This window comes from Bacillus sp. ISL-34, from assembly GCF_018613325.1.
GTDB lineage: Bacteria > Bacillota > Bacilli > Bacillales > DSM-1321 > Peribacillus.
This window is the reverse complement of sequence record NZ_JAGGQJ010000025.1, coordinates 139,732-162,300: the sequence shown is the minus strand read 5'-3', so window position 1 is coordinate 162,300 and position 22,569 is coordinate 139,732. Positions and strand designations below refer to the sequence as shown.

The window sequence follows — 22,569 nt, the reverse complement described above, 5'->3', positions numbered from 1 at the left end:
ACGGACGCCCTCCTGTTAAATCTATCTTACTCGTGAATTGTGCACTTTTACCTGTGGATTTCACTTTACTCATGGGTTTTGCTGATTTACTCGTGAAATTCGCGCGTTTACTCTTAAATTTCACGCTTTTACTCGTGAATTGCGCACTTTTACTTGTGAATTTCACTTTACTCATGAGTTTTGTTGGTTTACTCGTGACTTCCGCACATTTACTCGTGAGTTTTATACATTTACTCGTGAATTTCACTGATTTACTCGTGAGTTTTGCTGATTTACTCGTGAATTTCACAATTATACTGGAGTTCAATTTTATGAAGGCGCCGACCCGGAAGTGCAATTAAGGAATCGTTTAGGAACAGGCCGCTCGTTTAAATAATGAATATTTGTAATATGATTGGTGTCCCTTTTATTGGAATATCAATCGTATTCAATTTAAGTTTTCCCTTTTCAACGGTGTAATTATCATGGGGCTGTAATACGCCATTTATGAATATATTCGTATAGGAAACCTTTGATGGATCCAGTATTACCTGATTTTCTATGTCGGTTATTCCGTCTTTTTCTTCATAAATCCGTTGGCAGCCATTTGCAATAGCGTAAAATTCATAAGAAATGATTCTTTTTGGGATCCTCGTGCGATCCGATGTTGGTATTACAACATGATTCATATGCATTATTTTATATGAAAAAACAGGAAAACAGGCAGCGCCCATAGCGCTAGCCTGTTTTTTTATATAGCAAAGGGCATGCCTATGTATTCAAATTGAGAAAAATGTAAAGAGGGGAGATTGACAGCAAAATAAATCATATAATAACATATGTGGTTATCAATGGGAGATGTACTGAGTTAAAAATCTGTACCTGTTTTATAAAAAAGTTCATTATATTTATTTAATAATTGATCAAGTTGCTGGCTGTATTCAACGGCAACATGTGAGTTTAAACCATCTTTAGCGACAATCTTGATAAGTTCATTTCTCTTTAATTCAATCTGTTCGAGAAATTCATTCTTTTTAGCCATTATATTTCCTTTCTGGCCCCAACATTTTTTCATGGTACCCTTAATTTATGTGTTCGTTGTAAAATCTGTATGAATATAACAATTATATCGGCTTGGACTAATGAATTCAAATAAGTTAACTTATTGAAAATCAAACCGTCAGCCATTCCGTATTAAGCCACTGGTTGTCACTAAATATTCAAAGTTCCATAAATGTATTTTTTTATCTTATTTGTTACAATGTTTATAGGTTGACATACATAGGAGTGAGCTTATTTGAATGATATTAATATGTTTTTAGCTTTTGGTGCGGGATTCCTGAGTTTTATTTCGCCATGCTGCTTACCGCTATATCCTGCCTTTTTATCTTATATCACTGGTATGAGTGTTGGTGAAATCAAATCCGAGAACGCCATGCTCCAAAGAAGAAGCATGCTGCATACTTTATTCTTCCTTCTTGGGTTTTCTCTGGTTTTTATTGCAATAGGTTTTAGCACATCATACCTAGGTTCTTTTTTCTCGGATTACAAAGAATTAATTCGTCAGATTGGTGCCATCCTGATTATCATTTTTGGTTTATTCATTGTAGGAGTCTTTAAGCCGAAATCTTTGATGAAAGACAGTCGTTTTGAATTTAAGAACCGACCTAGCGGATATTTAGGTTCCATTCTTATCGGACTTGCCTTTGCGGCTGGATGGACCCCTTGTGCAGGTCCGCTATTAGGTGCTGTCATTTCACTGGGTGCAACTAATCCTAGTGCTGCCATGAGCTATATGACTGCCTATATTTTAGGATTTGCCATACCGTTTTTCATATTATCCTTCTTTGTCGGAAAATTGAAATGGATCAAAAAGTACAGCCAATACATCATGAAGATTGGCGGATATTTAATGATTGTAATGGGTGTGATTTTGTTTTTTGATTGGATGACCAAAATAATCGCAGTCCTGTCTAGACTATTCGGTGGCTTTACGGGTTTTTAGTCCATATTAAGTTATTTTTTCAATAATATTCTAGTTGGATTCCCTACTATTAAGTTTTACGGTGTCAATTTCGTTGATATTGGGTCTAATGTCAGGTCAAGAAGGAATTTCAGGCTGTAAAGGTTATAATGTGCTCTTGGCATGGGTCAGCAAAAAATGGTTGTAGAAAGCTATGGAAGCCGGGGCGCAAGATTTTATCGTCAAGCCTTTTGACGAGGGCAGGGTATTGGAAGCATCAAAAGGGCGCTTAATTAATAACACCTCCTTGTTTATCTCTAATAGGTAATATATACTTTGTTTATAAATTGAAGTCATATATAATTTTTAATGGTACTTACCTATTTTTAGTTTAAAGGGATGGTTAAGAGATGATATATATATCAACAGGTATAGCGATTGTGATGGCTATAGGTGTTTTCATATTACGGATGAAGGAAACGAAAAAACCAGTGAATGAAAAGAAAATCATCTTACCGCCGCTGTTTATGAGTACGGGTGCTTTGATGTTTATTTTCCCGATGTTCCGTGTGACTCGATACGAATTGTTGGAGGCTCTTGTTGCAGGGATGTTATTTTCCATCTTATTGATTAAAACATCTAAATTTGAAGTAAGAGATGAAAAAATTTATATTCTGCGATCTAAAGCGTTCATATTCATATTGATTGGTCTCATGGTGATTCGACTGGTGGCAAAACTGATGCTGGGAAGTACGATTGAAATCGGTGTATTGAGCGGAATGTTTTTCTTACTTGCTTTTGCGATGATCGTTCCGTGGAGAATCGCCATGCTTTACCAATATAAGAAAGTTAAAGCAGCCAGTTTCGGCAGAAGTAGCATGGTGTAATACATGTACTGTAGGATTTAATCAAAGGAACAATCAATAAACCTGAGTCGATAAATGACTCAGGTTTTTCATTTGCCTGGGAACTTTTTATGAGGGGAAAAAAATTCATCCGAAAACCTAGTAATTTTATCCGGATTATATTATATTAGTATTATAATATTTTACTTAAGGAGGAAACGGTTCATGTTACAAATGATTATGTTCGGAATTATTTGTGGTTTACTGCTTGGATTTGTGCTTCAAAGAGGCCGTTTCTGTGTTGTTGGTGCATATCGTGATTTGATTTTAGCTAAAGATGGACGGATGTTCTTGGCTACATTTGTTGTTATAGCGATACAGAGTATTGGTGTTTATGCATTGAATGGTACAGGGGTCATTCAGTTTGGAAATGATGGTTTTCCATGGTTGGGAACAATCGTGGGCGGATTTATTTTTGGTATTGGTATGGTTCTGGCAGGTGGTTGCGCCACTGGTACATGGTATCGTGCAGGAGAGGGCATGATCGGAAGTTGGGTTGCCCTTTTTGGATATATGCTAGGGGCAGCAATGACGAAATATGGTGTATGGAAAGTGGCTGGAGATAATCTGTTATCTTATCGTACAAATGATACGTATATTCATGAAACGCTAAATGTTTCGCCTTGGGTGCTTGTGATTATTGTGACACTCTTGGTTGGCATATTGGTGATTCGTGAATTGAGAAAATCGAAACTGCCAATCTTTAAAATGAAACCGAAAAAAACGGGATTGGACCATATCTTATTCGAGAAACGATGGCATCCTTTTGTTACTGCATTATTGGTTGGCCTTATTGCAATCATGGCATGGCCGCTAAGTGCAATGACAGGCCGAATGTTCGGACTTGGAATTACAGCGCCTTCCGCAAACATTTTAACTTTCCTTATAACGGGAGATGATGCGTTAATCGATTGGGGTACGTTTTTAGTATTGGGTATTTTCCTCGGCGCTTTCATTGCTGCCAAAGGGAGCGGGGAATTCCGTTGGCGTTTGCCTGATATGAGAACGTTACGTAACAATGCAATTGGCGGTATAACCATGGGATTCGGTGCAAGTGTTGCTGGGGGATGCACAATCGGAAATGGTCTTGTGAACTCGGCGCTATTTGCTTGGCAAGGTTGGATCGCGATTGTCTTTTTCTTGCTGGGTACATGGGTGGCAACTTATTTTACGATCATCCGTAAACAAAAGCAGACAGCGGCTGCATCCAAAGCGGCTTAAGATAGAAGTCGAAAATTTTAAAATCAAGGAGTGGAATATAAATGGCAAAGGTATTGGAAACGACTGGAATGGTATGTCCATTCCCTTTAGTGGAAGCAAAAGAAGCGATAGTGGATATGGCAAAAGGAGAGGAATTGATCATTAATTTCGATTGCACACAAGCAACGGAGAGCATTCCGCGTTGGGCTGCAACCGAAGGTCATGAAATCACTGAGTTTGAGCAAATCGATGACGCTAAATGGCGGATAATCGTGAAAAAGGGAAAGTGAATTGATTGGAAGAAAACGTGCTCGGGTTTCCTGTGCACGTTTTTTTTATTTTACAAGGTTGAATGATTGGCGCTGGAAGCTCCTAGTGATAACATGGCTTTAACCACTTTTTTTAAGGAGATGTTGATAATGGTAGACGAGGTCATTATAAACGATGTTCCACTTCATGTTACTGATTTTCTTTCTGAAAATGTAAAGGATTCTGAAGGTAAGGAAATCAGGAAAGTCAGTTTCAATTTCAAGGTTACACATAGTGAATATCATGATATTACTACATTGCTTTATCAAATGGTATTTGATTTAAAGATTCCACAGTCAAACGAGGAGTTTAGAGCAGAGATCTTTAACTATGCAACTTCGGTCACGAATCTATATGAAGAAAATGCGGTGGGGGATTTTTCGCTCGTCTTGCTGGAAGTGAACGGTCAAGAATGATTCCATTGCCAGTCTTGTAAAGATATGGGTTACTGTCTATAATAATAGTGTCGATCATTCTATACATATGAGGTGGTACTTTGCTTAGCGGATGGTTTTTATGGTTTATTCTATTTTGGGTAGCCCTTTTAATTATATTGATGAGCATAGGTGGCTTTTTCATGTTTCGGAAGTTCCTGAAAAGATTTCCCAAAGAAGATGGGAAATCCGATATGGATTGGGAAGAATACTATTTGGAACAAACAAAGCACTTATGGTCAAAGCAGCAAAAGGAATTATTAGAAGATTTAGTGAGCCCTGTGCCAGAACTTTTTCGTGATGTTGCACGTCATAAAATCGCGGGGAAAATCGGAGAGTTGGCGTTAAAGGAAAAAGCGGGCGATATTACGGAAGATTTAGTGATACGCGGCTATATCATTGCCACACCAAAACGTGACCATAAATTTTTACAAAAAAAATTAGCTGAAAGAAAGGTGAATATGGGTCCATATGAACACTTATTCAGCTAATGATGAAAAAAGCAGACTCTTTTGGAGTTTGCTTTTTTTATTCTGAATAATTCAAAAGAATGGTGCAGTGTGGTAAAAATTAGAACGTCTGTACCCAAACCATGCTATTCGTAAAATTTTTGATATAATAATAGTAAGTAAAAATTAGGACGGAGTGAAACTATGAAATTTATCCATACGGCTGATTGGCATTTAGGGAAAATCGTTCACGGGGTACATATGACAGATGACCAAAGGCATGCGCTCTTGCAATTCATAGAAATTGTCGAAGAGGAAAAACCGGATGCGGTTGTGATCGCCGGTGATCTATATGATCGTTCCGTTCCGCCGACTGAAGCGGTAGAGCTTCTTGATGAAATCCTTTATACAATCAATGTGAAAATGAATACTCCGATCGTTGCGATATCGGGAAACCATGATTCCGCGGAAAGGCTTGCATTCGGTTCATCATGGTATCGTCATAGTCAGTTATACATTCATGGGAAATTGACAAAAACATGTGAGCCGGTTCGCATCAAGGGCGTGAACTTTTATTGTGTTCCATATGCAGAACCTGGGACGGTTCGCCATCTTTTTGAAGATGATAGTATCCATTCCCATCAAGAAGCGATGAAGCGGATAACCGGAACGATTGCTGAGAATTTCAATAAGGATGAGCCGAATGTCTTCGTAGGACATGCTTTTGTATTAGGCGGAAAAACGAGCGATTCGGAAAGGGTCTTGTCGGTAGGTGGTTCCGGCTGTGTTACATCCGACTTATTCGATGCGTTCGATTATACGGCACTTGGGCATTTACATAGTCCAGACGCGATACGTCATCCTAAGGTGTTTTACTCTGGATCACTATTAAAATATTCTTTTTCCGAGGCCAAGCAAAATAAGTCGCTTTCCATCGTCGATATGCAAGAAGATGGAAGCTTTGATATACGCTATCGTTCTTTGGCACCCAAGTTCGATATGAGGGAAATAACCGGATCGATGGAAGAGTTGCTTGATTCCTCTTTCTATCAATCGCAAAAAAGGGATGACTATTTAAAAATAACACTAAATGATGAGGGGGCACTCATCGATCCTATTAATCGTTTGCGCCAGATTTATCCGAACGTACTTCATCTGGAGCGAAAATGGGATTTGACTGACCTTAGGAGAAAAAATTCCTTCACTTCTATAAAAGATGAACGTAAATCAGAATTGGACCTGTTCGAGACGTTTTATCAAGAAATGACAGATCGGGACTTTGATTCCAAAAAGCAGGATTTGATGGTTTCAGTAATTGAAGCTGTTAAGAAAGAGGAGGCTTTGAAATGAGACCGGATATTTTAACGATGCAGGCATTCGGACCATATGCAGGAAGGGAAACCATTGATTTTAATTCCCTTGGAGAACGGACCATGTTTGTCATTTCTGGAAAGACAGGCGCAGGGAAAACAACGATATTTGATGGGATTAGTTTTGCGATATATGGTAAAGCCAGCGGTGAAGATCGTAGCGGGCAAGATTTGCGAAGTCAGTTTGCTGAAGATGATATGTTGACGGAAGTCTCGTTACAATTTACCCTGCGAGGAAAAACGTATTTGGTGACCCGGTCGCCGCAGCAGGAACGCAAGAAAAAAGCAGGTGAAGGAACAACTACGGTTGGAGCAAAGGCTGAATTATATGAGATATTAGCCGAAGGAAAAAAATTGCTCGGTGCAAATGTACGAGAAGTTGAAGAAAAAATAAAAGTACTCATTGGACTTGATGCGAATCAATTCCGGCAAATCCTGATGATTCCACAAAATGAATTCCGAAAACTGTTAACTTCCGACAGCAAGGATAAAGAACAGATTCTCCAGAAATTATTTCATACTGAACTTTATAAACGTATAGAAGAAAAATTAAAAGAAGAGGCTTCCATCCTAAGAAAGCAAAGCGAAAAAAGTGCCCAGCGGCGAATTGAATTAATGAAAGGCATCCAGCCTGGCAATCATGAAGAATTGCAGCGACAATTACAAGGGGAAGAGCCTAATGAACAGCAGGTCTTACCATTGTTACAGGAAGTCATTTCGCAAGCAATAGAAAAAAATGAGTATATAAATAAACAAATACAGGAAAAGCAAAAGGCTCGTGATCAAGTAAATCAAGAACTTTCAAAAGCCGTCGATTTATTAAATCGATTTTCGGAAAAAGAAGAACTGCGAAAAGAAAAGGAAGCCCTTGAAGCAAAGCTCCCAGAAATGGAACAAATGAAAGTACAAATAAAAATGGCACACAAAGCGGCTTCCCTTGAAAAGCAGGAACAATACTATTTACGAATTGGCAAACAAGTACAAGATGCGAATGCCGAACTTCAAAAGTTAAGTGAGCAGTCCGAGAAGTTACGGGCTGAGCGCATTGAGAAGCAGGATTCCTATGATAAGGAAATGTTGAAGGAATATGAAAGAGAGCAGGCTGTACGTACTGTTCATCAGCTTGAGCAGGTAAAAGAGGCTGTCATGACTTTTGCAAGCTTGAAAGCACAGGTTACTTTAGATGAAAAAGAGTGGCAAAATAGTAAACGGCTTCGTGAAAAAACTGTTTCGGAACATCTGTCGATTGAAGCGGAAGCAGAGAAAGTCGCTCTAGGAAAAACAGAAGCGGAAAAAGCGGCTGTCCTTTATCGTGATATGGAAATTGAAGCAGAAAGAAATAATTCATCGTTATCGAAAATTAAAAAGCTTCAAGAAGTTCTTCATGAAATCCAGAATACGAAACGGGTTCTGGATGAAAAGGATATTCGGTTCAAAGAAATACAGAAAATACAAATTCAGGAGAAGGAAAAACTGGAAACCCTGAACCGAAACTGGCGATCAGGGCAAGCGGGTATGCTTGCCTCCATGCTGCACTCCGGCGAAAATTGTCCTGTATGCGGTTCGCAAAGTCATCCAAAACCTGCGCAAATGCATGAGCATATGCCGACGGATTTGGAACTGAAAGAGCAAGAAAACAAGCTGAAAACTGCAGAACAACAAAAAAGCCAAGCGGAAAGTGAATACTATCAAGTGAAATCCAAATATGATGCACTGGCAGAGTCTTCACGAGAAAAGCTTAGTGACTTACAAAATGACATGCCGGAGTTTAGGTTTGAGGATATTGATGAGCATTTGACACAGTATGTACAAAAAGGAAAAGTGCTGCAAGAGCAGCTCAAAGAATTGATGCGGAAAAAGTCTGTATTCAATGATTTGGAAAGTAGGTTGCTGGAATTAAAAGAGAAAGCTTCTCAGCTTAAGGAGAATCTGATCTCTTTAGAAAGAAAAGAGGACGAAGGGAAAACCAGGTATATTGAAAACTCTACAAAACTAACAGGATTAACCGATTCCCTGCCAGACGGAATACGGACAGAGGAAGAATATAATGCAGCTTACCAAATGGCTGTAAAAACACAGAAACACTTACAATCGGCCTTGGAAGATGCACAAAAAACCCTTCAACTTGTGAAGGAAAGAGAATCGGCCATCATTGCAAAAAAAGAATCGTTAAGTGGTAATATAGAGGCTTTCAATACAGAATTGAAAGAGGAACGGGAAAAGTTTATTACGGATATGAACAATCAAGGCTTTTCCAATTATAAAGAATATACGGCAGCAAAAAAATCGGAAGCGGCTCTTGGAAATTTGGAGGACCAGGTACAGCAGTATAATCAAAATTGGCAAAGTGTTTTAAGTCTGTTTCATGATTTGGAAATGAAGTTAAAAGATGTGACCAAACCGGATCTTGAAGGATTGAAAAAGACTTTCGATTTCATAGATGGAGAATTGGAGTCGTTACGCCAAAATCAGAATGAGCTGCAGGCTGAAAAACGGACGAACGAAGAAATCGAAAGGAAATTGGCGCAAATCAGGGAAGATCAGAAAAGTTTGGATGAAAGGTACAGTATCGTCGGTCATCTGTCTGAGATTTCCAAAGGTCAAAACTCCTTCAAAATAACTTTCGAACGTTATGTACTGGCAGCCTTTTTAGATGATATCCTCAAAGAAGCCAATTCAAGGCTGCTGAAAATGACAAGCGGCAGATATCAGCTGTTGCGAAAGCTTGATCCTACACGCAGGAATATTCAGAGCGGTCTGGAGTTATCTGTGTATGATCAATATACAGGACATGAGAGACATGTCAAAACCCTTTCGGGAGGCGAGAGCTTTAAGGCTTCCCTTGCACTTGCCTTGGGTCTTGCGGATGTTGTCCAGCAGAATGCGGGCGGAATTTCACTTGAAACGATGTTCATCGATGAAGGTTTCGGTACGCTCGACCCTGAATCTCTTGATCATGCGATTGAAGCATTAATGGATATACAAAGCACCGGGAGATTGGTTGGGATAATTTCCCATGTCCCTGAATTGAAAGAAAGAATCGATGCCCAGCTTCAAGTCATTTCGACACAAAAAGGAAGTCGCACGTCCTTTTATTTTGCTGGATAATCAAGAAAAAAGAATGGCTAAGGGTTAGTTTCCCTTGGCCATTCTTTTTATTTTTAATGAACGGACTACTCAATGTTAATATCTTCAACTGTTTTTCCGGGGGAAAACTTATGGATGCGAATCACCAAGATCGGATTCGAGAATTCAGCGGTAATTCTTCGTGAGCAAATCGAAAAGGGGAAAGGGATTTTTCTCTGTGTGGGTAATTTATCTTCTTTTTTTTCAAGAAATGGCTTATCAGTATCGTCAACGATGATCGATAGCTCATTATCACTTAGGCAAACTTTAATATCTTTCACATCATGATCTTCCAAAACCGCTTCCACCATATACTCATCGTCACTTTCGTATATATCAATTGAAAAAAGTTGATGATCCAACGCACAAGTTTCCGGATCCAGAAAAAAACTTTTTACCCATTCATCAAACTTTTCAACCTCATTCATTTGCGATCCATGTTGATTGTCTTGCATGTTGATACCCCCGGTTTTCCTTTGAGGTATTATATGTTGGAGCATGAAGAATGGTGATTGAAAAAATGTAATTGATGATGATAAAAAGATTCCGGAAAAGTGGTTCAAAAAATGCATTTAGAAAGGTAATCAAAGCAAAGAAACGATGGGTTTGTGGGGATTAAAGGGAAGTTAATAAAAGTAATGACCAATTCAAAATGAGTTGGTCTTTTTTTATAAATCATAATGTTGTTCGATTATGCTCGTACCTTACTGCCATTAAAGTTAATACAATTATAGCGGACGTATAAAATGTATTTTTTAAATAATTTACCAAAAATAATTGCAATTCTGAAAATTTAATAGTATATTATGTAATATAAACGGAAGGAAATAAAACGTAATACTAAAACAGAGGAGTGTTGATGAATGAGTACAGCAGTCGAAACGAAGCAAACGCTTACAATCCGAAAGAACAAAGAAACTGGGGTAGCAGAGGTACATCTTCATATTAATAAGACCAATGCCTATACGCTTGATTTTTACAAAGAATTAAATGCTGCAATTGATGATATTCGTTTTGATCCAGATATGAAAGTAGCTGTATTAATGAGTGATATGCCTAAATTTTTCTCGGTCGGAGCGGATATTAACTTCCTTAAAGCGGCTGATCCCGTTTTTAAAACACAATTCTGCTTATTCTGTAATGAAACTCTTGATAAAATTGCCCGTTCACCGCAAATCTGGATTGCATGCCTGGAAGGTCACACAGTAGGTGGGGGACTGGAAATGGCGATGGGTTGTGATCTTCGCTTTATGGGTGATAAAGCAGGGAAAATCGGTTTACCGGAAGTTAACCTTGGGGTCCTTGCAGGTACAGGGGGGACACAACGTATGGCTAGATTGGTTGGGCACTCCAAGGCAATCGACCTGAATATCACAGGGGAGTCTGTTTCACCTCAGGAAGCTAAGGAAATACGATTAGTGGATCGGGTTTTCCCGCAAAATGAAATACGTGAAAAAACATTGGAATATGCCAAAAATGTCGCAAGTAAAGCTAGTTATGCAGTAACAAACATTAAACTATCGATAATGAACGGTAAAGAAATGCCTTTAAACGCAGCGATCCGTTATGAAGGGGAAATACAGAATCTTTTATTCCGCTCTGAAGATGCTAAAGAAGGTTTAGCTTCCTTCCTTGAAAAGCGTGAACCACAGTGGAAAGGTAAATGATTGATTTGTCCTTTAAAAAGAAAAAGCAATATCGGTTCCTGCCGATATTGCTTTTTTACTACGAATGCTGCTCAGGAGGAGGGTGTATTCATAATGGAAGAAACTCATTTGAAAAGGCGCGTGAACGAAACGAAATTTCAAATTCAATGGGGTGATACAGACCGGGCAGGAATTGTCTATTATCCGAATTATTATAAATGGTTCGATTTAGCGGGGCATAATTTTTTTCGTTCTATAGAAATGAGCCCTAAATATTTGGAAGAAGAGAAGAAAATCATCATTCCGTTACTCGAAGCGAAGTGCACTTTTGAAAAACCGCTGTACTATGACGATGAAGTGACAGTATATACTCATGTGAATGAGGTGAAAACAAAGACCATTCGGTTTCATCATGAAGTTTATTGTGGGGAAAAAAGGACCGGGTATGGTTATGAAATTCGCGCTTGGACCTCCATCGGGGATGATGGGTTTAAGGCTGTACCAATTCCAGAAAATATAAAAAGAATATTAAAAGTTATATAGCGATAAGAAGTTATCTCCAACAAGTTTGAAAATTGAGCCAATTTAGATTACATTAAGAAGAAAAGGCTTTATGAGAACAGGAGAATCAACATGAAACCAAGGTCATTATTGTATACTCTTTTTGGTGATTTCGTCCAATTCTACGGTGGGGAAGTATGGATTGGGACACTTATTAAAATGATGGGGCATTTTGGTGTTTCTGAATCCTCTGTTCGTGGAGCGATTCTGCGTCTCGTTCAACAGGATTTGATAACTGGACGGAAAATAGGCAATAAAAGCTATTATTCATTAACTCAAAAAGGGAAACGCAATATGGATGATGGTGTCAAACGTGTTTATACGATCCGGAATAATCATTGGGATGGTTTGTGGAGAGTGGTTACATACTCCATCCCTGAGGAGAAGCGAGTGCTGAGGAATCAAGTGCGTAAGGAATTGAGCTGGACAGGTTTCGGGCTTTTGTCCAATAGTATTTGGGTCAGTCCCAATCCATTGGAAAAACAGGTTCTGACCTTGATGGATACATATGATTTAAAGGACTACTTGATTATTTTCAGTTCCAGTCAAGTCATCACCCACTCAAATGAAGAGATTTTACGTGCTTGTTGGAATTTAAACGAAATTAACAAAAACTATTTAACTTTCATACAGCAATATGAAACGAAGCTTCATGACATGCAGCAGGCTGTATGGGAGGATAGCATTTCAAATGAAGAATGTTTTTATGAACGAACCCGGCTTGTTCACGAATATAGGAAGTTCCTTTTTCTGGACCCTGGTTTCCCGCTAGATTTATTACCTGAAGACTGGCATGGGATCAAGGCTAGGGAGCTTTTTTGGAATATTCATCAGCTTACCTCGGTCAAAGCAGTGAAATACTTTGAATCGATCATGGAATATCCTCCTGATAAAGCGGGATTTGTTAATCGTGAGAAGGCCATTAACCCTTTTTCAGGAATCTATCATGATTAAGAGGAGAGGTTTTTATGCAGCAAAAAATCCATGTTACAGAAAAAGGTTTGGAAGAGTTGAATGGCCTTGATCATGAGAAATTTGCGATAAATAAGGGGGATGCTCTGAATTACGGACAGGCATTGCCATTGAATCAAAAATCGCATGGATTAACAATCGGAACCGGGGATAGAAAGGAAGCAATGCTTGCCATTCAACAAAGGTGGACACCAGTTTTAGGGAGTGATGATCATTACTGAGCCATCAGGGAACTATCAACAAATAACGGATTATTTAATTCGCATAGGCATTCCAGTTCCATTCCCCATGAAGCATGTTTATTGTTATTTATTTCGAATGAAGGAAGAAGTCGTACTGGTGGATGTTGGGTTTCCAACAGAAGTCGCCAAGAAGTATTGGGAAGAAGTCCTTGAAGAGTTGTCCATTAAACCAACAGATATATCAAAGATTATCCTGACCCATTTTCATCCCGATCATACTGGTTTAATCGGCTGGATGCAGCAAAGAACCGGTGCTCGCGTTTATATGAGTGATGTGGAAGCAAAGATGATTAAAACTGTCTTTGGCGGTAATACGAAACAGGCTGAAGCAACTTATGAATTATTTGGTAAACATTCCGTTCCTGAGCCTTTGTTGACTAAAGTGAAAGAAAACGTATTGTTTCTCTCGAATAAAGTGAATCCACTTCCTGAGATTAAGGCTTTTCAAGAATCCTATATAGATAGTCCTGGAGGAAGATGGAGCGTCAAAACATATGGTGGTCATGCGGAGGGACATTTATGTTTTTATCAAGAGACCCAGAAAATCATGTTAATAGGCGATGTAGTCTTGAATAAGATCACTCCGAATATTAGTCTTTGGCCCAATTCCGATCAAAATCCACTAAGAAGTTACTTCTCAACTTTGTCTCAACTTGTTAAACAGGATGTGAGCATTGCATATCCTGCCCATGGAACACCAATAGTAAATCTTGCCCATCGGGCTAAGGAAATCATTGAACACCATAATGAACGTTTAGCTGTCATTTTAACCATTCTGGAATCAAATAAAGTGGCGTATAAGATTACGGAAAAGCTTTTTCAACATAAGAAGCTCACTGATCATCAATGGCGATTCGCCATTGCGGAAACGTTAGCGCATCTGGAATATTTAGTTGAAGAAAAAAGAATACAAAAAATTTCAATTAACGGAATGTTTAGATACGAATTATAACAAATAAAGCGGGATGCACTTTTGTGCATCCCGCTTTACTTGTTTTCTGAAAAATCTGATAAAGTGTTGACTAACCAGATAAAGTAAATTATTATATTACTTATATAAGACGATAGTTTAAAAAACATAATATGATGGGAGCGGGACAGATGACAGGATTTACAAATGATTTGATGGGAAAGATCCAAGCCGGGTTTGTGGTTGAGAGACTGGAAGATATGGATGAAAACTATAAAAAGGCATTGAAGCAAACTTTGATGATAGTTGCGGATACAGAATTATTAAGTGTTCCGCCACTTCTGACTGTCTATAAAGATGCCCCTAACTTAAATTACAAAATCACAGCACTTGCAGTTATGCAGGATGAAATCGGGCATGCTCATATTGCGTACAGGTTATTAAAGGATTTAGGAGAAAATGTTCAATTCATGTTATATGAGCGATCACCAAATAGGTGGAAGAATCCATATGCATTTGATTTTAAATTGGATAATTGGGTTGAACTAGGAGTTTTCAACGGATTATTTGATCGGGCAGGTTACACCTTATTGGGGGATGCGCACCAACATACATCATACGGACCTTGGAAGCGTGCATTGGTAAAAGTTGATAAGGAAGAACTATTCCATCTAAGAAACGGAGAAATCATAATGAAGGCAGCCATGAAAGATCCTGAAACGGCTAAGCAGGTTCAAGAAGCGATTGATTGGATGTTCATTATGTCCCTGGAATTCTTCGGTGTAGCCGATAATTTAAAAAGCAGGTCAGCCCAGCTGGATTACAAATTGAAAGGAAAGACTAATGATGAATTAAGGCAGAAATGGATGTCGACCGCCGTTCCTTTCTGTGAATCCCTTGGACTTAAACTACCTGCTCATTACAATGAAGGGACTGGAAGGTATGAATTGAATGTTCCCTTTCCATGTAAATTCGATGTGGAAAACAAGCGGTGGAAATATGATGAACCGGATACCTGGGACAACGTCATCAAGCGATTTAAGCAGCGTGGTCCACAAAATCAGGAGTTCGTTAACCGGATTCAAAAAGGATACCAGCTACTGGATGCATATCGAAATGAGGCGATATAGATGGGTGAGGTGTTATATAAAGATCCGGTTTTAATTCATGCGTTACAAGAGGTTTCCGATCCTGAATTCCCTATAAGCATCGTGGAAATGGGGTTGATTTATGGCGTAGAAAAGCAAGGGCATACAGCGTATGTAACGATGACTTATACTTCAACAGGATGCGGATGCATGCAGTGGATTGAGAGCGATATAAAAAACAGGCTTCTTCAAGAAGAAGATGTTCATGCTGTGGAAATAGAGGTGGTTTGGAGTCCTGCTTGGACGGTCGACCAAATGAGTGAAGCAGGCAGGCAGACATTAAAGTCCTGGGGGGTCAGTTCAAAATGAGTGATAATGTCCAAAACTTTGAATATGAAGTGCTTTCAAGAATCAATCGAGGTGATGACTTAATGCATATTGGAACAGTCGAGGCAAATAGCGATGAGTTGGCACGAGTATATGCCCGTTATATTTATGATGAAGAAAAATGGATGGAGATGTTTATAGTCAAGCGGGAAAACATGATTTGCATTAGAGAAGCAGAACCATTTTTTAAGAAAAGGGTGATTTAATATGGTGAATTCAACAAATGGCAACACTGAATTAATTACCTTAATAGAAACGATTGCTGATAATAAATTCGTTTTAGGAGATCGTCTTGTTGAGGTGGGTGTCAGTGGTCCAGACTTGGAAGCAACCCTTGCTGCAATTGCAATGGCCCAGTCGGAACTAGGTCATGCCCGCCTTCTCTATAACTGGGGAACGAATCTGAAGAGCGGAAAAGGCAGCAAAAAGGAAGTAAAGGAACAAACGGGAAAAGCGTTTGACAGCATTGTTCAAATCGGGGAGTGGATACAACTTATTGCGGGACTTTATTCCATGAATACGGCACTCAATATATTGATAAATGCTTTGACCAGCCAACAAAAGGGCAGTGAAATCGAACTGCAATTCAATAAATTGGCAAGAGAACAGTTAGAGCATATTTTGTACTCGAAAAACTGGGCCCTCAAGTTACTGAATGATGAAGGCTCAATTCCTGCCCGTTTCGGGAGAGCTTTTAAACTTTGTGAACAAGAAGTAATCACTTGGTTGAAACAAGTGGAAAACAATAGCGTGCTTATTGAAAACGAAATCCTTCCTGAAAATAGTAATCTAGTGAATTCCTATAAGGATGCTTTGATTCCGCGTTTAAGGGATGAGGAGATTATAAATGCCCGTTGAAAAGGAAAATCCGACATGTCCATTTTGTGATGGAAAAAATGTGGAATTATATTCATCCTTCGGAACTGCACAGCTCGTTAGGCAATACTATTGCTTAAACTGTAAAACGGTTTTTGAAAGTATACGATGGAAAGGTTCTTCCTCTACTGATCGACCTCATGAGCCAATTGATCTGAACCGGTAATCATTACTTGTTAAGGGGGATGGCTTATCAGAAGCCTTTCAAGTGCATTTTGCACTTGTGAATGTGTAAAATATTGGGGTGGATATCAGAATATAAGTTTCATAGCCTCATGGAATCACTTACCCTTGTTTGGAGGTTTGACTGATTTGAAAGCGGTTACTGAATGAAAAAGAGAATTGCCAGTAAGGGAATTCGCTCAAATTAGTTCGTATAGCGTTTCCAAATGAATGGCCTTTTTCCACAAAAGGAGATTTTGAAAATGGAAGGTTAGGGAATTTATCCGGCTTTGTAATGGCAGCCGTCTTCTTTATGGAATAAAGGAGACGGTGGGATGACGCTTTTAAAACCAGTAGCTTTTTGAGGAGGGTAAATGTGTGATAAAAACCGAATGTAAAATTAGAGGATTGGGCGCGATGTACAATGCTTCCTATAATTTCTTCCAGAAAAACATTGTAGCAGGCAGAGGGGATAAAACCGCCATTTATTATGAAAATCAATCTTATACCTATCAAGAAATCGATACCCTTGGCAATCAATTTGGTGCGGCATTAAAAGAACTGGGCATGGAGATGGAACAGCGCGTCCTGCTTTTATTACATGATTCTCCAGAATTCATCATTAGTTTCTTCGGTGCAATAAAAGTTGGGGCAATCCCGATTCCATCCAATACGCTTTTGCCCACAAAGGATTATGAGTATCTTTTGAATAATAGCCGTTCAAAAGTGTTGGTCACTACTTGTGAACAGTGGGGGAAGCTAAAGGTTGTTAAAAATAGATTACTTTTCTTAAGGCATGTCATCTTGGTTGATGGGGATGATCACAACTTCAAGGAAGGTAATGAACATTCTTTCCAGGATCTTACTCGCAGACAAAATAAAGATCTGCCTCCTTGTTTTAGCAACATTAATGATCAAGCGTTCTGGCTCTATACATCAGGAAGCACTGGTGAGCCAAAAGGAGTTATACACCTTCAAACCGATATGGAAGAAGCTTTCAAAAACTACGCCAAAAACATTTTGCAAATCACCGAAAATGACATTACTTTTTCGGCTTCTAAGCTTTTCTTTGCTTATGGTTTGGGAAACGCGATGTATTTTCCTTTTGGAGCCGGGGCTACCACTGTTTTAATGCCGGACCGACCGACTGCAGAAAAGGTGTTCGAGACGATAGAGAAGTATCGACCAACCATTTTTTTTGGTGTCCCGACTCTGTATGGATCGATGCTCAATTACCTTGAGAAGACGAAGGAAGCCTTTGATCTTTCTTCAGTCAGACTTTGCGTATCAGCAGGAGAGGCACTGCCGGCTTCTTATATTGAACAATGGAAGAGAGTTTTTGGATTGGATATTATAGACGGAATTGGTTCGACCGAATCACTTCATATATACCTTTCCAATCAAGTAGATGATATTCGGCAAGGAAGCACAGGAAAAATCGTTCCCGGTTACGAAGCTAAAATAGTGGATGAACAAGGTCATGAAACTCAGGTGAATGAAGTGGGAGACCTTTTAATTAAGGGAGAAAGCATTGCAGCCTCTTATTGGAATCTTAATGAGGAAAACAAAAAGAAGTTTATCGGTAATTGGCTGGTGACAGGAGATAAATACTTTAAGGATGAAGATGGCTTCTATTGGTACGCGGGCCGCAATGATGACATGATGAAGGTAAATGGAATTTGGGTATCGCCAATAGAAATAGAAAACGCGCTCTTATCACATCCCGATATACTGGAAACTGCTGTTGTAGCTGTAAAGGATGAAAATGGTTTAATAAAGCCAAAAGCCTTCATAGTATTAAAAGCAAGTGCGGAATCAGGTGAAGGAGTAAAAGGAGAAATAAAAGGGTTTGTCAAAAAAGTGTTAGCGCCGTATAAATATCCTCGCGACATTGAATTCGTGAACGAGTTGCCAAAGACTACGACAGGAAAGATCCAAAGATTTAAATTAAGAGAGCCAGAGATCAATTCACAATCGTAAACAAGAAGAAAGTTTCAATCTCCTTGAATGTGGACTCAAAATGAATGTCCACAGTAATAGCATGAAAAAATGTTCATGTCATTTGAATGGTGGGGGCGAGAAAAGTGAAGGCAAGAGCATCCCGGAATGAATTGGTCGAAGTGGCGCAAGGAAAACGACCCGCCGATATGTTCATTAAAGGCGGAACGGTTATTAATGTTTATTCTGGTGAATTTCTTCAGCAAAATATTGCGCTGTATAAAGATTGCATTGCATATATAGGGGAAAATGAAGTGAAGATAAATGAAAACACGACCGTAATAGATGCCAATGGTATGTATGTGTCTCCAGGATTCATCGAGACTCATGCCCATCCCTGGGTTATATACAATCCTATAAGTATCACCGCAAAAGTATTGCCGTTGGGGACTACCACTACAGTAAATGATAATTTGTTTTTTTATTTGCACTTAGGTCACTCGGGCTTTAAAAGGCTTCTAGGCGAGTTGAAGAAACTGCCAGGAAATTTCTTCTGGTTAATAAGATTAGTTTCACAGGCTGGATATCCAGGTGAAAGGGACTGGTTCAACAAAGAGGATATAATCGACCTTCTTTCGATTGAAGAAGTACTTGGAACGGCAGAAGTGACTCGTTGGCCTTTACTATACAAAGGGGATCCAGTTTTACTCGATATTATAGATGCAGCTAAAGAAATGGGGAAAGTAGCTGATGGGCATAATGCGGGGTGCTCTTATGAAAAATTAAATTCTATAGCAGCTTCTGGTATAAGTGCCTGTCATGAAGCGATAACGGCTGAAGAGGCCCTGGATCGTTTACGGCTGGGTTTATGGACAGTCCTAAGAAATAGTTCGCTTCGTCCGGACTTGTCAAAAGTAATTAAGCTGATTACAGATGGACAAGTAAGTACGGGCAGGATTTTGATGACTACAGATGGTCCGCATCCGTCTTTCATTGAAAAAGAAGGATTCGTCGATGGACTTGTCAGGCATGCTGTGGAACATGGAGTCCCGGTTATGGAAGCTATTCAGATGGTCACCATCAATGCGGCTACATACCTTAAACAGGACGATTATATTGGCGGATTGGCACCGGGTAAAAAAGCGGATATATTATTGTTGCCTGATTTGGTGCAGTTTCGTCCAGACTTAGTGATCTCAAACGGGAGAATTGTTGCAGAAAATGGAGAATTGACGATCCAGCTGCCAGATTTGGATTGGGATACGCATATACCTGAAAATGCATTTTCCTTTTCAAGAGGAATTCTGGTAAATCATGATTTGTATCTATATCCACACACCTCATCAAATGATTTCGTCCCTGTTATTCATTTTGTTAGTAATGTAATTACCGAACGGAAAAATTTGGTGCTCCCAGTCAGGGATGGTTATGTCGATCTTTCGGCGCAAGAGGGTCTATTGTATGCAGCTCTTATCGATAGAAAGGGAGAGTGGGTTACAAAAGGTATTTTAGAAAAGTTTGCGTTGGATTTAGATGGGATGGCCTCGACTTTTAATACTACGACTGACTTGCTCACCATCGGAAGAAATCCAGAGGCGATGGCAAAAGCGGCTTCTCGAGTCCATGAACTGGGAGGAGGAATCGTAATTGTCGATGGCAATGAAATAATACTTGAAATTCCATTACAGCTTACGGGAATGATGACTTATGATCCTTCATTTGATAGGGCAGTAGAATTTAATGATAAATTATTAAAGACGCTTCAAGCGAGAGGCTATCCTTTTCACGACATTTTGTATACATTATTATTTTTAACTTGCGACTTTCTTCCTGGGCTTCGTTTAAATCCCTTTGGGCTATACGATGTGAAAAACGATGAAATCTTATTTCCTTCCATATCCATGACGAACTTATTAAAAGAAATGAAAGCGTAGATTAGTAGGCTAGCGGGGCTGCCGTTTCACCAATGTATTTCGGGGAAACGGCAGCCTGATTTTCGTTAATGTGGCTCATCAAAAATTCCCGGGGAACTGCAATTTTAGGAATACTTGATAAATAATTCACTCAATAAATATTGCAAAAGCCCATCCTTAGCCAGATGGGCTTTTCGATTTGTCAGTAGTTATAATCTATAATATGGTAAAAACCTATTTTGCACTATCGTTAGAAAACCAATCAGAGTTTGTTTAAAATTCAAAAATGAATTATCGGTATTTCGGTGAATCCTCTACAGAAAGGCATTATATGTGAATAAAATTCATTAATGAATCGAATGCTCTTGATACTAAGCGATATTACACCAAAGTAGGACTTGGCATGCGAGTTGCATAATAATAGGTATAAATCAAACATGCACGATATGAAATTCGTTTATGTGTGGAGGGATAATGGTGCGAAAAACGATAAATAAACCATGGGAGCAGTGGTATGTTGAAAGAATGAAATCTATGAAGCTGCCGGAAATATCCGTCTATTCACTGCTTGATATAACGGCAAGTAAGTTTCCACACCATACAGCCATCATTTATGAAGACCAGTCAATGGATTATGAGAACTTAAAAATGCAGGTAGACAAACTTGCTGGTAAATGGAGAGAAATGGGCTTTGTTAAAGGTGAACGGATTGGTCTGATGATGGCCAACCACCCTTATTTCATTATCAGTTATTACGCGGCCCAGGCACTTGGTCTGTTAGTAGTACAAATTAATCCCATGTATAAACCGCGGGAACTATTGCAAATTTTAATAGACTCGGATACCAAGAATATTGTTTTTGACCATACGGCCGCAAATACAATCGAAGAAACGAAAGCGATATATGAATTTGATGTTTGCATTGATACAGAAAATGATCAAAACGGCTCTTATTCCCTTCAAACGATGATTCAAACCGGGGACGCCATTAAGAAGCCCGAAATGATAAGCCCGCATGAAGATACTGCAGTCATCCAATATACTGGGGGCACCACTGGGAAGATGAAAGGTGTCATGCTCACTCACCACAATTTAACCTCCAATGTTGTGCAGAGCTTTGAAATGTATGGGGATTCCTTGAAACCTGGCGAAGAAATCGTTTTGGCAGCTACGCCTCTTTACCACGTTTATGCCATGACAAGTGCAATGAATCTAGGTATCTATACTGGTGCTGCCATCCTCTTATTTCCTAAATTCGAACTTGAAGATGTACTTGCAAAAATAAAAAAGTATCGTCCGACTTTCTTTCCAGGAGTTCCAAAAATGTATAATGCATTCGTCAATCATCCTGGAATTGAAAACTATGGACTGAATTGTTTAAAGAGTTGTTCTTGTGGATCGGCGCCCCTGCCGGTTGAAGTAATTAAGCGATTTGAGGAGCTGACAGGTGCCAAAATCGGAGAGGGTTTCGGTTTGTCGGAGGCTTCACCTTCCACTCATCGTAATCCGCCTTTCGGAAAAAGGAAAATAGGAAGCATTGGCATCCCTTTTCCTGGCACGGACTGTATGATCATTGACGATGAAAATAATGAAGTGCCTAACACATGCGTCGGGGAATTGCTCATAAAAGGCCCGCAAATCATGAAGGGTTATTGGAATAACGAAGCCGAAACCAAAAAGGCCTTACAGAATGAGTGGCTATATACTGGCGATCTTGCGGTGATGGATGACGAAGGATATTTCTATATAGTCGGCAGGAAAAAAGAAATGATCATCGTCGGCGGATTCAATATTTACCCGCAGGAGGTAGAAGGGGTTCTGTATGAACATCCGGCAATTAAAGAGGCAGCTGTGGTGGGCATCCCCCATAAAGAAAAAGGCGAAATTGTGAAAGCTTTCATCGTACCTAAAGAAAGCGCTTCCGTGGATCTTGAAGAAATAGAAGGATATTGTTATTCCCAATTGACGCCTTATAAGGTACCTAAAGTATTTGAATTGAGAAAAGAACTTCCGCGAAATACGGTGGGTAAACTATTAAAAAGATTGTTAGTTAAAGAGGAATTGGAAAAGGATTGAAAGAGGGGGAATGTAGATTCAACCATCTATGATGAAACCTACTTTGGATGGTATGCCAGTTTA

Annotated in this window: 24 protein-coding genes and 1 pseudogene; 22 read left to right on the top strand and 3 right to left on the bottom strand. The window is 39.2% G+C overall.

The features are described 5' to 3' along the window. Positions 1-368: 368 nt before the first annotated feature. Both J7E52_RS18110 and J7E52_RS18105 read right to left on the bottom strand, forming a co-directional pair. Entirely contained in the window at positions 369-668 is a 300-nt protein-coding gene (locus tag J7E52_RS18110) for a DUF4183 domain-containing protein (protein ID WP_286197864.1), read from the bottom strand. A gap of 179 nt (positions 669-847) precedes the next feature. Then, positions 848-1,021 (bottom strand): aspartyl-phosphate phosphatase Spo0E family protein, encoded by a 174-nt coding sequence (locus tag J7E52_RS18105; RefSeq protein WP_192204353.1) that lies wholly within the window; start codon positions 1,019-1,021, stop codon positions 848-850. Positions 1,022-1,276: 255 nt separating this feature from the next. Here J7E52_RS18105 and J7E52_RS18100 point away from each other — a divergent pair, with 255 nt between their 5' ends. From J7E52_RS18100 to J7E52_RS18065, 9 genes and pseudogenes are all read left to right on the top strand, one after another. Next, positions 1,277-1,984 (top strand): cytochrome c biogenesis protein CcdA, encoded by a 708-nt coding sequence (locus J7E52_RS18100; protein WP_214749527.1) that lies wholly within the window; start codon positions 1,277-1,279, stop codon positions 1,982-1,984. A 119-nt stretch (positions 1,985-2,103) separates the two neighbouring features. After that, positions 2,104-2,270 (top strand): annotated as a pseudogene (locus J7E52_RS27060) (response regulator); the annotation flags it as partial. A gap of 82 nt (positions 2,271-2,352) precedes the next feature. Further along, on the top strand, positions 2,353-2,829 hold the full coding sequence (locus tag J7E52_RS18095; RefSeq protein ID WP_214749524.1) for a CcdC family protein: 477 nt from the start codon (positions 2,353-2,355) through the stop codon (positions 2,827-2,829). A gap of 183 nt (positions 2,830-3,012) precedes the next feature. Then, the gene (locus tag J7E52_RS18090; protein WP_214749521.1) at positions 3,013-4,068 is read left to right on the top strand and encodes a YeeE/YedE family protein; all 1,056 of its coding nucleotides are present in this window, start codon (positions 3,013-3,015) and stop codon (positions 4,066-4,068) included. Between the two features lie 41 nt (positions 4,069-4,109). Continuing rightward, complete coding sequence (locus tag J7E52_RS18085) at positions 4,110-4,337, top strand: sulfurtransferase TusA family protein (RefSeq protein WP_048685981.1); 228 nt, start codon at positions 4,110-4,112, stop codon at positions 4,335-4,337. A 129-nt stretch (positions 4,338-4,466) separates the two neighbouring features. Then, the gene (locus tag J7E52_RS18080; RefSeq protein WP_214749517.1) at positions 4,467-4,772 is read left to right on the top strand and encodes a DUF3219 family protein; all 306 of its coding nucleotides are present in this window, start codon (positions 4,467-4,469) and stop codon (positions 4,770-4,772) included. A gap of 80 nt (positions 4,773-4,852) precedes the next feature. Next, positions 4,853-5,281 carry a DUF2621 domain-containing protein gene (locus tag J7E52_RS18075; RefSeq protein WP_137018029.1) on the top strand — a complete coding sequence of 143 codons (429 nt, stop codon included), beginning with the start codon at positions 4,853-4,855 and terminating at the stop codon, positions 5,279-5,281. 162 nt (positions 5,282-5,443) lie between these two features. Continuing rightward, positions 5,444-6,589 (top strand): exonuclease SbcCD subunit D, encoded by a 1,146-nt coding sequence (locus J7E52_RS18070; protein WP_214749514.1) that lies wholly within the window; start codon positions 5,444-5,446, stop codon positions 6,587-6,589. Beyond that, positions 6,586-9,717 carry an SbcC/MukB-like Walker B domain-containing protein gene (locus J7E52_RS18065; protein ID WP_214749511.1) on the top strand — a complete coding sequence of 1,044 codons (3,132 nt, stop codon included), beginning with the start codon at positions 6,586-6,588 and terminating at the stop codon, positions 9,715-9,717. Before J7E52_RS18070 ends, J7E52_RS18065 begins: the two co-directional genes overlap by 4 nt. 65 nt (positions 9,718-9,782) lie before the next feature. Here J7E52_RS18065 and J7E52_RS18060 read toward each other — a convergent pair whose 3' ends face one another. After that, entirely contained in the window at positions 9,783-10,190 is a 408-nt protein-coding gene (locus tag J7E52_RS18060; protein ID WP_214749508.1) for an Hsp20 family protein, read from the bottom strand. 408 nt (positions 10,191-10,598) lie between these two features. On the opposite strand from J7E52_RS18060, the gene J7E52_RS18055 reads away from it, so the two are divergent. From J7E52_RS18055 to J7E52_RS18000, 13 genes are all read left to right on the top strand, one after another. Next, on the top strand, positions 10,599-11,402 hold the full coding sequence (locus J7E52_RS18055; RefSeq protein WP_214749505.1) for an enoyl-CoA hydratase/isomerase family protein: 804 nt from the start codon (positions 10,599-10,601) through the stop codon (positions 11,400-11,402). A 93-nt stretch (positions 11,403-11,495) separates the two neighbouring features. Continuing rightward, entirely contained in the window at positions 11,496-11,924 is a 429-nt protein-coding gene (locus J7E52_RS18050; RefSeq protein ID WP_214749502.1) for an acyl-CoA thioesterase, read from the top strand. Between the two features lie 90 nt (positions 11,925-12,014). Further along, on the top strand, positions 12,015-12,896 hold the full coding sequence (locus J7E52_RS18045) for a PaaX family transcriptional regulator (RefSeq protein WP_214749499.1): 882 nt from the start codon (positions 12,015-12,017) through the stop codon (positions 12,894-12,896). Between the two features lie 14 nt (positions 12,897-12,910). Further along, on the top strand, positions 12,911-13,135 hold the full coding sequence (locus J7E52_RS18040; protein ID WP_214749496.1) for a hypothetical protein: 225 nt from the start codon (positions 12,911-12,913) through the stop codon (positions 13,133-13,135). Further along, complete coding sequence (locus J7E52_RS18035) at positions 13,122-14,108, top strand: MBL fold metallo-hydrolase (protein ID WP_214749493.1); 987 nt, start codon at positions 13,122-13,124, stop codon at positions 14,106-14,108. Before J7E52_RS18040 ends, J7E52_RS18035 begins: the two co-directional genes overlap by 14 nt. A gap of 149 nt (positions 14,109-14,257) precedes the next feature. Continuing rightward, positions 14,258-15,196, top strand: a complete 939-nt coding sequence (locus tag J7E52_RS18030) for a Phenylacetic acid catabolic protein (protein WP_214749490.1) — start codon at positions 14,258-14,260, stop codon at positions 15,194-15,196. Further along, entirely contained in the window at positions 15,197-15,523 is a 327-nt protein-coding gene (locus J7E52_RS18025) for a metal-sulfur cluster assembly factor (RefSeq protein WP_214749487.1), read from the top strand. Beyond that, entirely contained in the window at positions 15,520-15,747 is a 228-nt protein-coding gene (locus tag J7E52_RS18020; RefSeq protein WP_214749484.1) for a hypothetical protein, read from the top strand. The genes J7E52_RS18025 and J7E52_RS18020 overlap by 4 nt, the downstream gene beginning before the upstream one ends. 1 nt (position 15,748) lies before the next feature. Next, entirely contained in the window at positions 15,749-16,399 is a 651-nt protein-coding gene (locus J7E52_RS18015) for a Phenylacetic acid catabolic protein (protein WP_214749480.1), read from the top strand. Beyond that, on the top strand, positions 16,389-16,583 hold the full coding sequence (locus J7E52_RS27625; RefSeq protein ID WP_483861541.1) for a PaaD-like zinc ribbon domain-containing protein: 195 nt from the start codon (positions 16,389-16,391) through the stop codon (positions 16,581-16,583). The genes J7E52_RS18015 and J7E52_RS27625 overlap by 11 nt, the downstream gene beginning before the upstream one ends. Positions 16,584-16,996: 413 nt before the next feature. Beyond that, the gene (locus J7E52_RS18010; RefSeq protein WP_214749730.1) at positions 16,997-18,559 is read left to right on the top strand and encodes a benzoate-CoA ligase family protein; all 1,563 of its coding nucleotides are present in this window, start codon (positions 16,997-16,999) and stop codon (positions 18,557-18,559) included. Positions 18,560-18,726: 167 nt separating this feature from the next. Beyond that, positions 18,727-20,451, top strand: a complete 1,725-nt coding sequence (locus J7E52_RS18005; RefSeq protein WP_286197884.1) for an adenine deaminase C-terminal domain-containing protein — start codon at positions 18,727-18,729, stop codon at positions 20,449-20,451. A 453-nt stretch (positions 20,452-20,904) separates the two neighbouring features. Further along, entirely contained in the window at positions 20,905-22,506 is a 1,602-nt protein-coding gene (locus J7E52_RS18000) for a long-chain-fatty-acid--CoA ligase (RefSeq protein ID WP_214749473.1), read from the top strand. Positions 22,507-22,569 lie beyond the last annotated feature (63 nt).

What these genes read in the sequence shown, in the direction of transcription:
- J7E52_RS18105 (WP_192204353.1), bottom strand. Translation starts at nt 1,021, where the DNA reads ATGGCTAAAAAGAATGAATTTCTCGAACAGATTGAATTAAAGAGAAAT.
- J7E52_RS18080 (WP_214749517.1), top strand. Translation starts at nt 4,467, where the DNA reads ATGGTAGACGAGGTCATTATAAACGATGTTCCACTTCATGTTACTGAT.
- J7E52_RS18060 (WP_214749508.1), bottom strand. Translation starts at nt 10,190, where the DNA reads ATGCAAGACAATCAACATGGATCGCAAATGAATGAGGTTGAAAAGTTT.
- J7E52_RS18020 (WP_214749484.1), top strand. Translation starts at nt 15,520, where the DNA reads ATGAGTGATAATGTCCAAAACTTTGAATATGAAGTGCTTTCAAGAATC.
- J7E52_RS18010 (WP_214749730.1), top strand. Translation starts at nt 16,997, where the DNA reads ATGTACAATGCTTCCTATAATTTCTTCCAGAAAAACATTGTAGCAGGC.
- J7E52_RS18085 (WP_048685981.1), top strand. Translation starts at nt 4,110, where the DNA reads ATGGCAAAGGTATTGGAAACGACTGGAATGGTATGTCCATTCCCTTTA.
- J7E52_RS18005 (WP_286197884.1), top strand. Translation starts at nt 18,727, where the DNA reads ATGTTCATTAAAGGCGGAACGGTTATTAATGTTTATTCTGGTGAATTT.
- J7E52_RS18040 (WP_214749496.1), top strand. Translation starts at nt 12,911, where the DNA reads ATGCAGCAAAAAATCCATGTTACAGAAAAAGGTTTGGAAGAGTTGAAT.
- J7E52_RS18035 (WP_214749493.1), top strand. Translation starts at nt 13,122, where the DNA reads ATGATCATTACTGAGCCATCAGGGAACTATCAACAAATAACGGATTAT.
- J7E52_RS18000 (WP_214749473.1), top strand. Translation starts at nt 20,905, where the DNA reads ATGGTGCGAAAAACGATAAATAAACCATGGGAGCAGTGGTATGTTGAA.
- J7E52_RS18045 (WP_214749499.1), top strand. Translation starts at nt 12,015, where the DNA reads ATGAAACCAAGGTCATTATTGTATACTCTTTTTGGTGATTTCGTCCAA.
- J7E52_RS27625 (WP_483861541.1), top strand. Translation starts at nt 16,389, where the DNA reads ATGCCCGTTGAAAAGGAAAATCCGACATGTCCATTTTGTGATGGAAAA.
- J7E52_RS18070 (WP_214749514.1), top strand. Translation starts at nt 5,444, where the DNA reads ATGAAATTTATCCATACGGCTGATTGGCATTTAGGGAAAATCGTTCAC.
- J7E52_RS18050 (WP_214749502.1), top strand. Translation starts at nt 11,496, where the DNA reads ATGGAAGAAACTCATTTGAAAAGGCGCGTGAACGAAACGAAATTTCAA.
- J7E52_RS18015 (WP_214749480.1), top strand. Translation starts at nt 15,749, where the DNA reads ATGGTGAATTCAACAAATGGCAACACTGAATTAATTACCTTAATAGAA.
- J7E52_RS18065 (WP_214749511.1), top strand. Translation starts at nt 6,586, where the DNA reads ATGAGACCGGATATTTTAACGATGCAGGCATTCGGACCATATGCAGGA.
- J7E52_RS18095 (WP_214749524.1), top strand. Translation starts at nt 2,353, where the DNA reads ATGATATATATATCAACAGGTATAGCGATTGTGATGGCTATAGGTGTT.
- J7E52_RS18025 (WP_214749487.1), top strand. Translation starts at nt 15,197, where the DNA reads ATGGGTGAGGTGTTATATAAAGATCCGGTTTTAATTCATGCGTTACAA.
- J7E52_RS18030 (WP_214749490.1), top strand. Translation starts at nt 14,258, where the DNA reads ATGACAGGATTTACAAATGATTTGATGGGAAAGATCCAAGCCGGGTTT.
- J7E52_RS18090 (WP_214749521.1), top strand. Translation starts at nt 3,013, where the DNA reads ATGTTACAAATGATTATGTTCGGAATTATTTGTGGTTTACTGCTTGGA.
- J7E52_RS18110 (WP_286197864.1), bottom strand. Translation starts at nt 668, where the DNA reads ATGAATCATGTTGTAATACCAACATCGGATCGCACGAGGATCCCAAAA.
- J7E52_RS18055 (WP_214749505.1), top strand. Translation starts at nt 10,599, where the DNA reads ATGAGTACAGCAGTCGAAACGAAGCAAACGCTTACAATCCGAAAGAAC.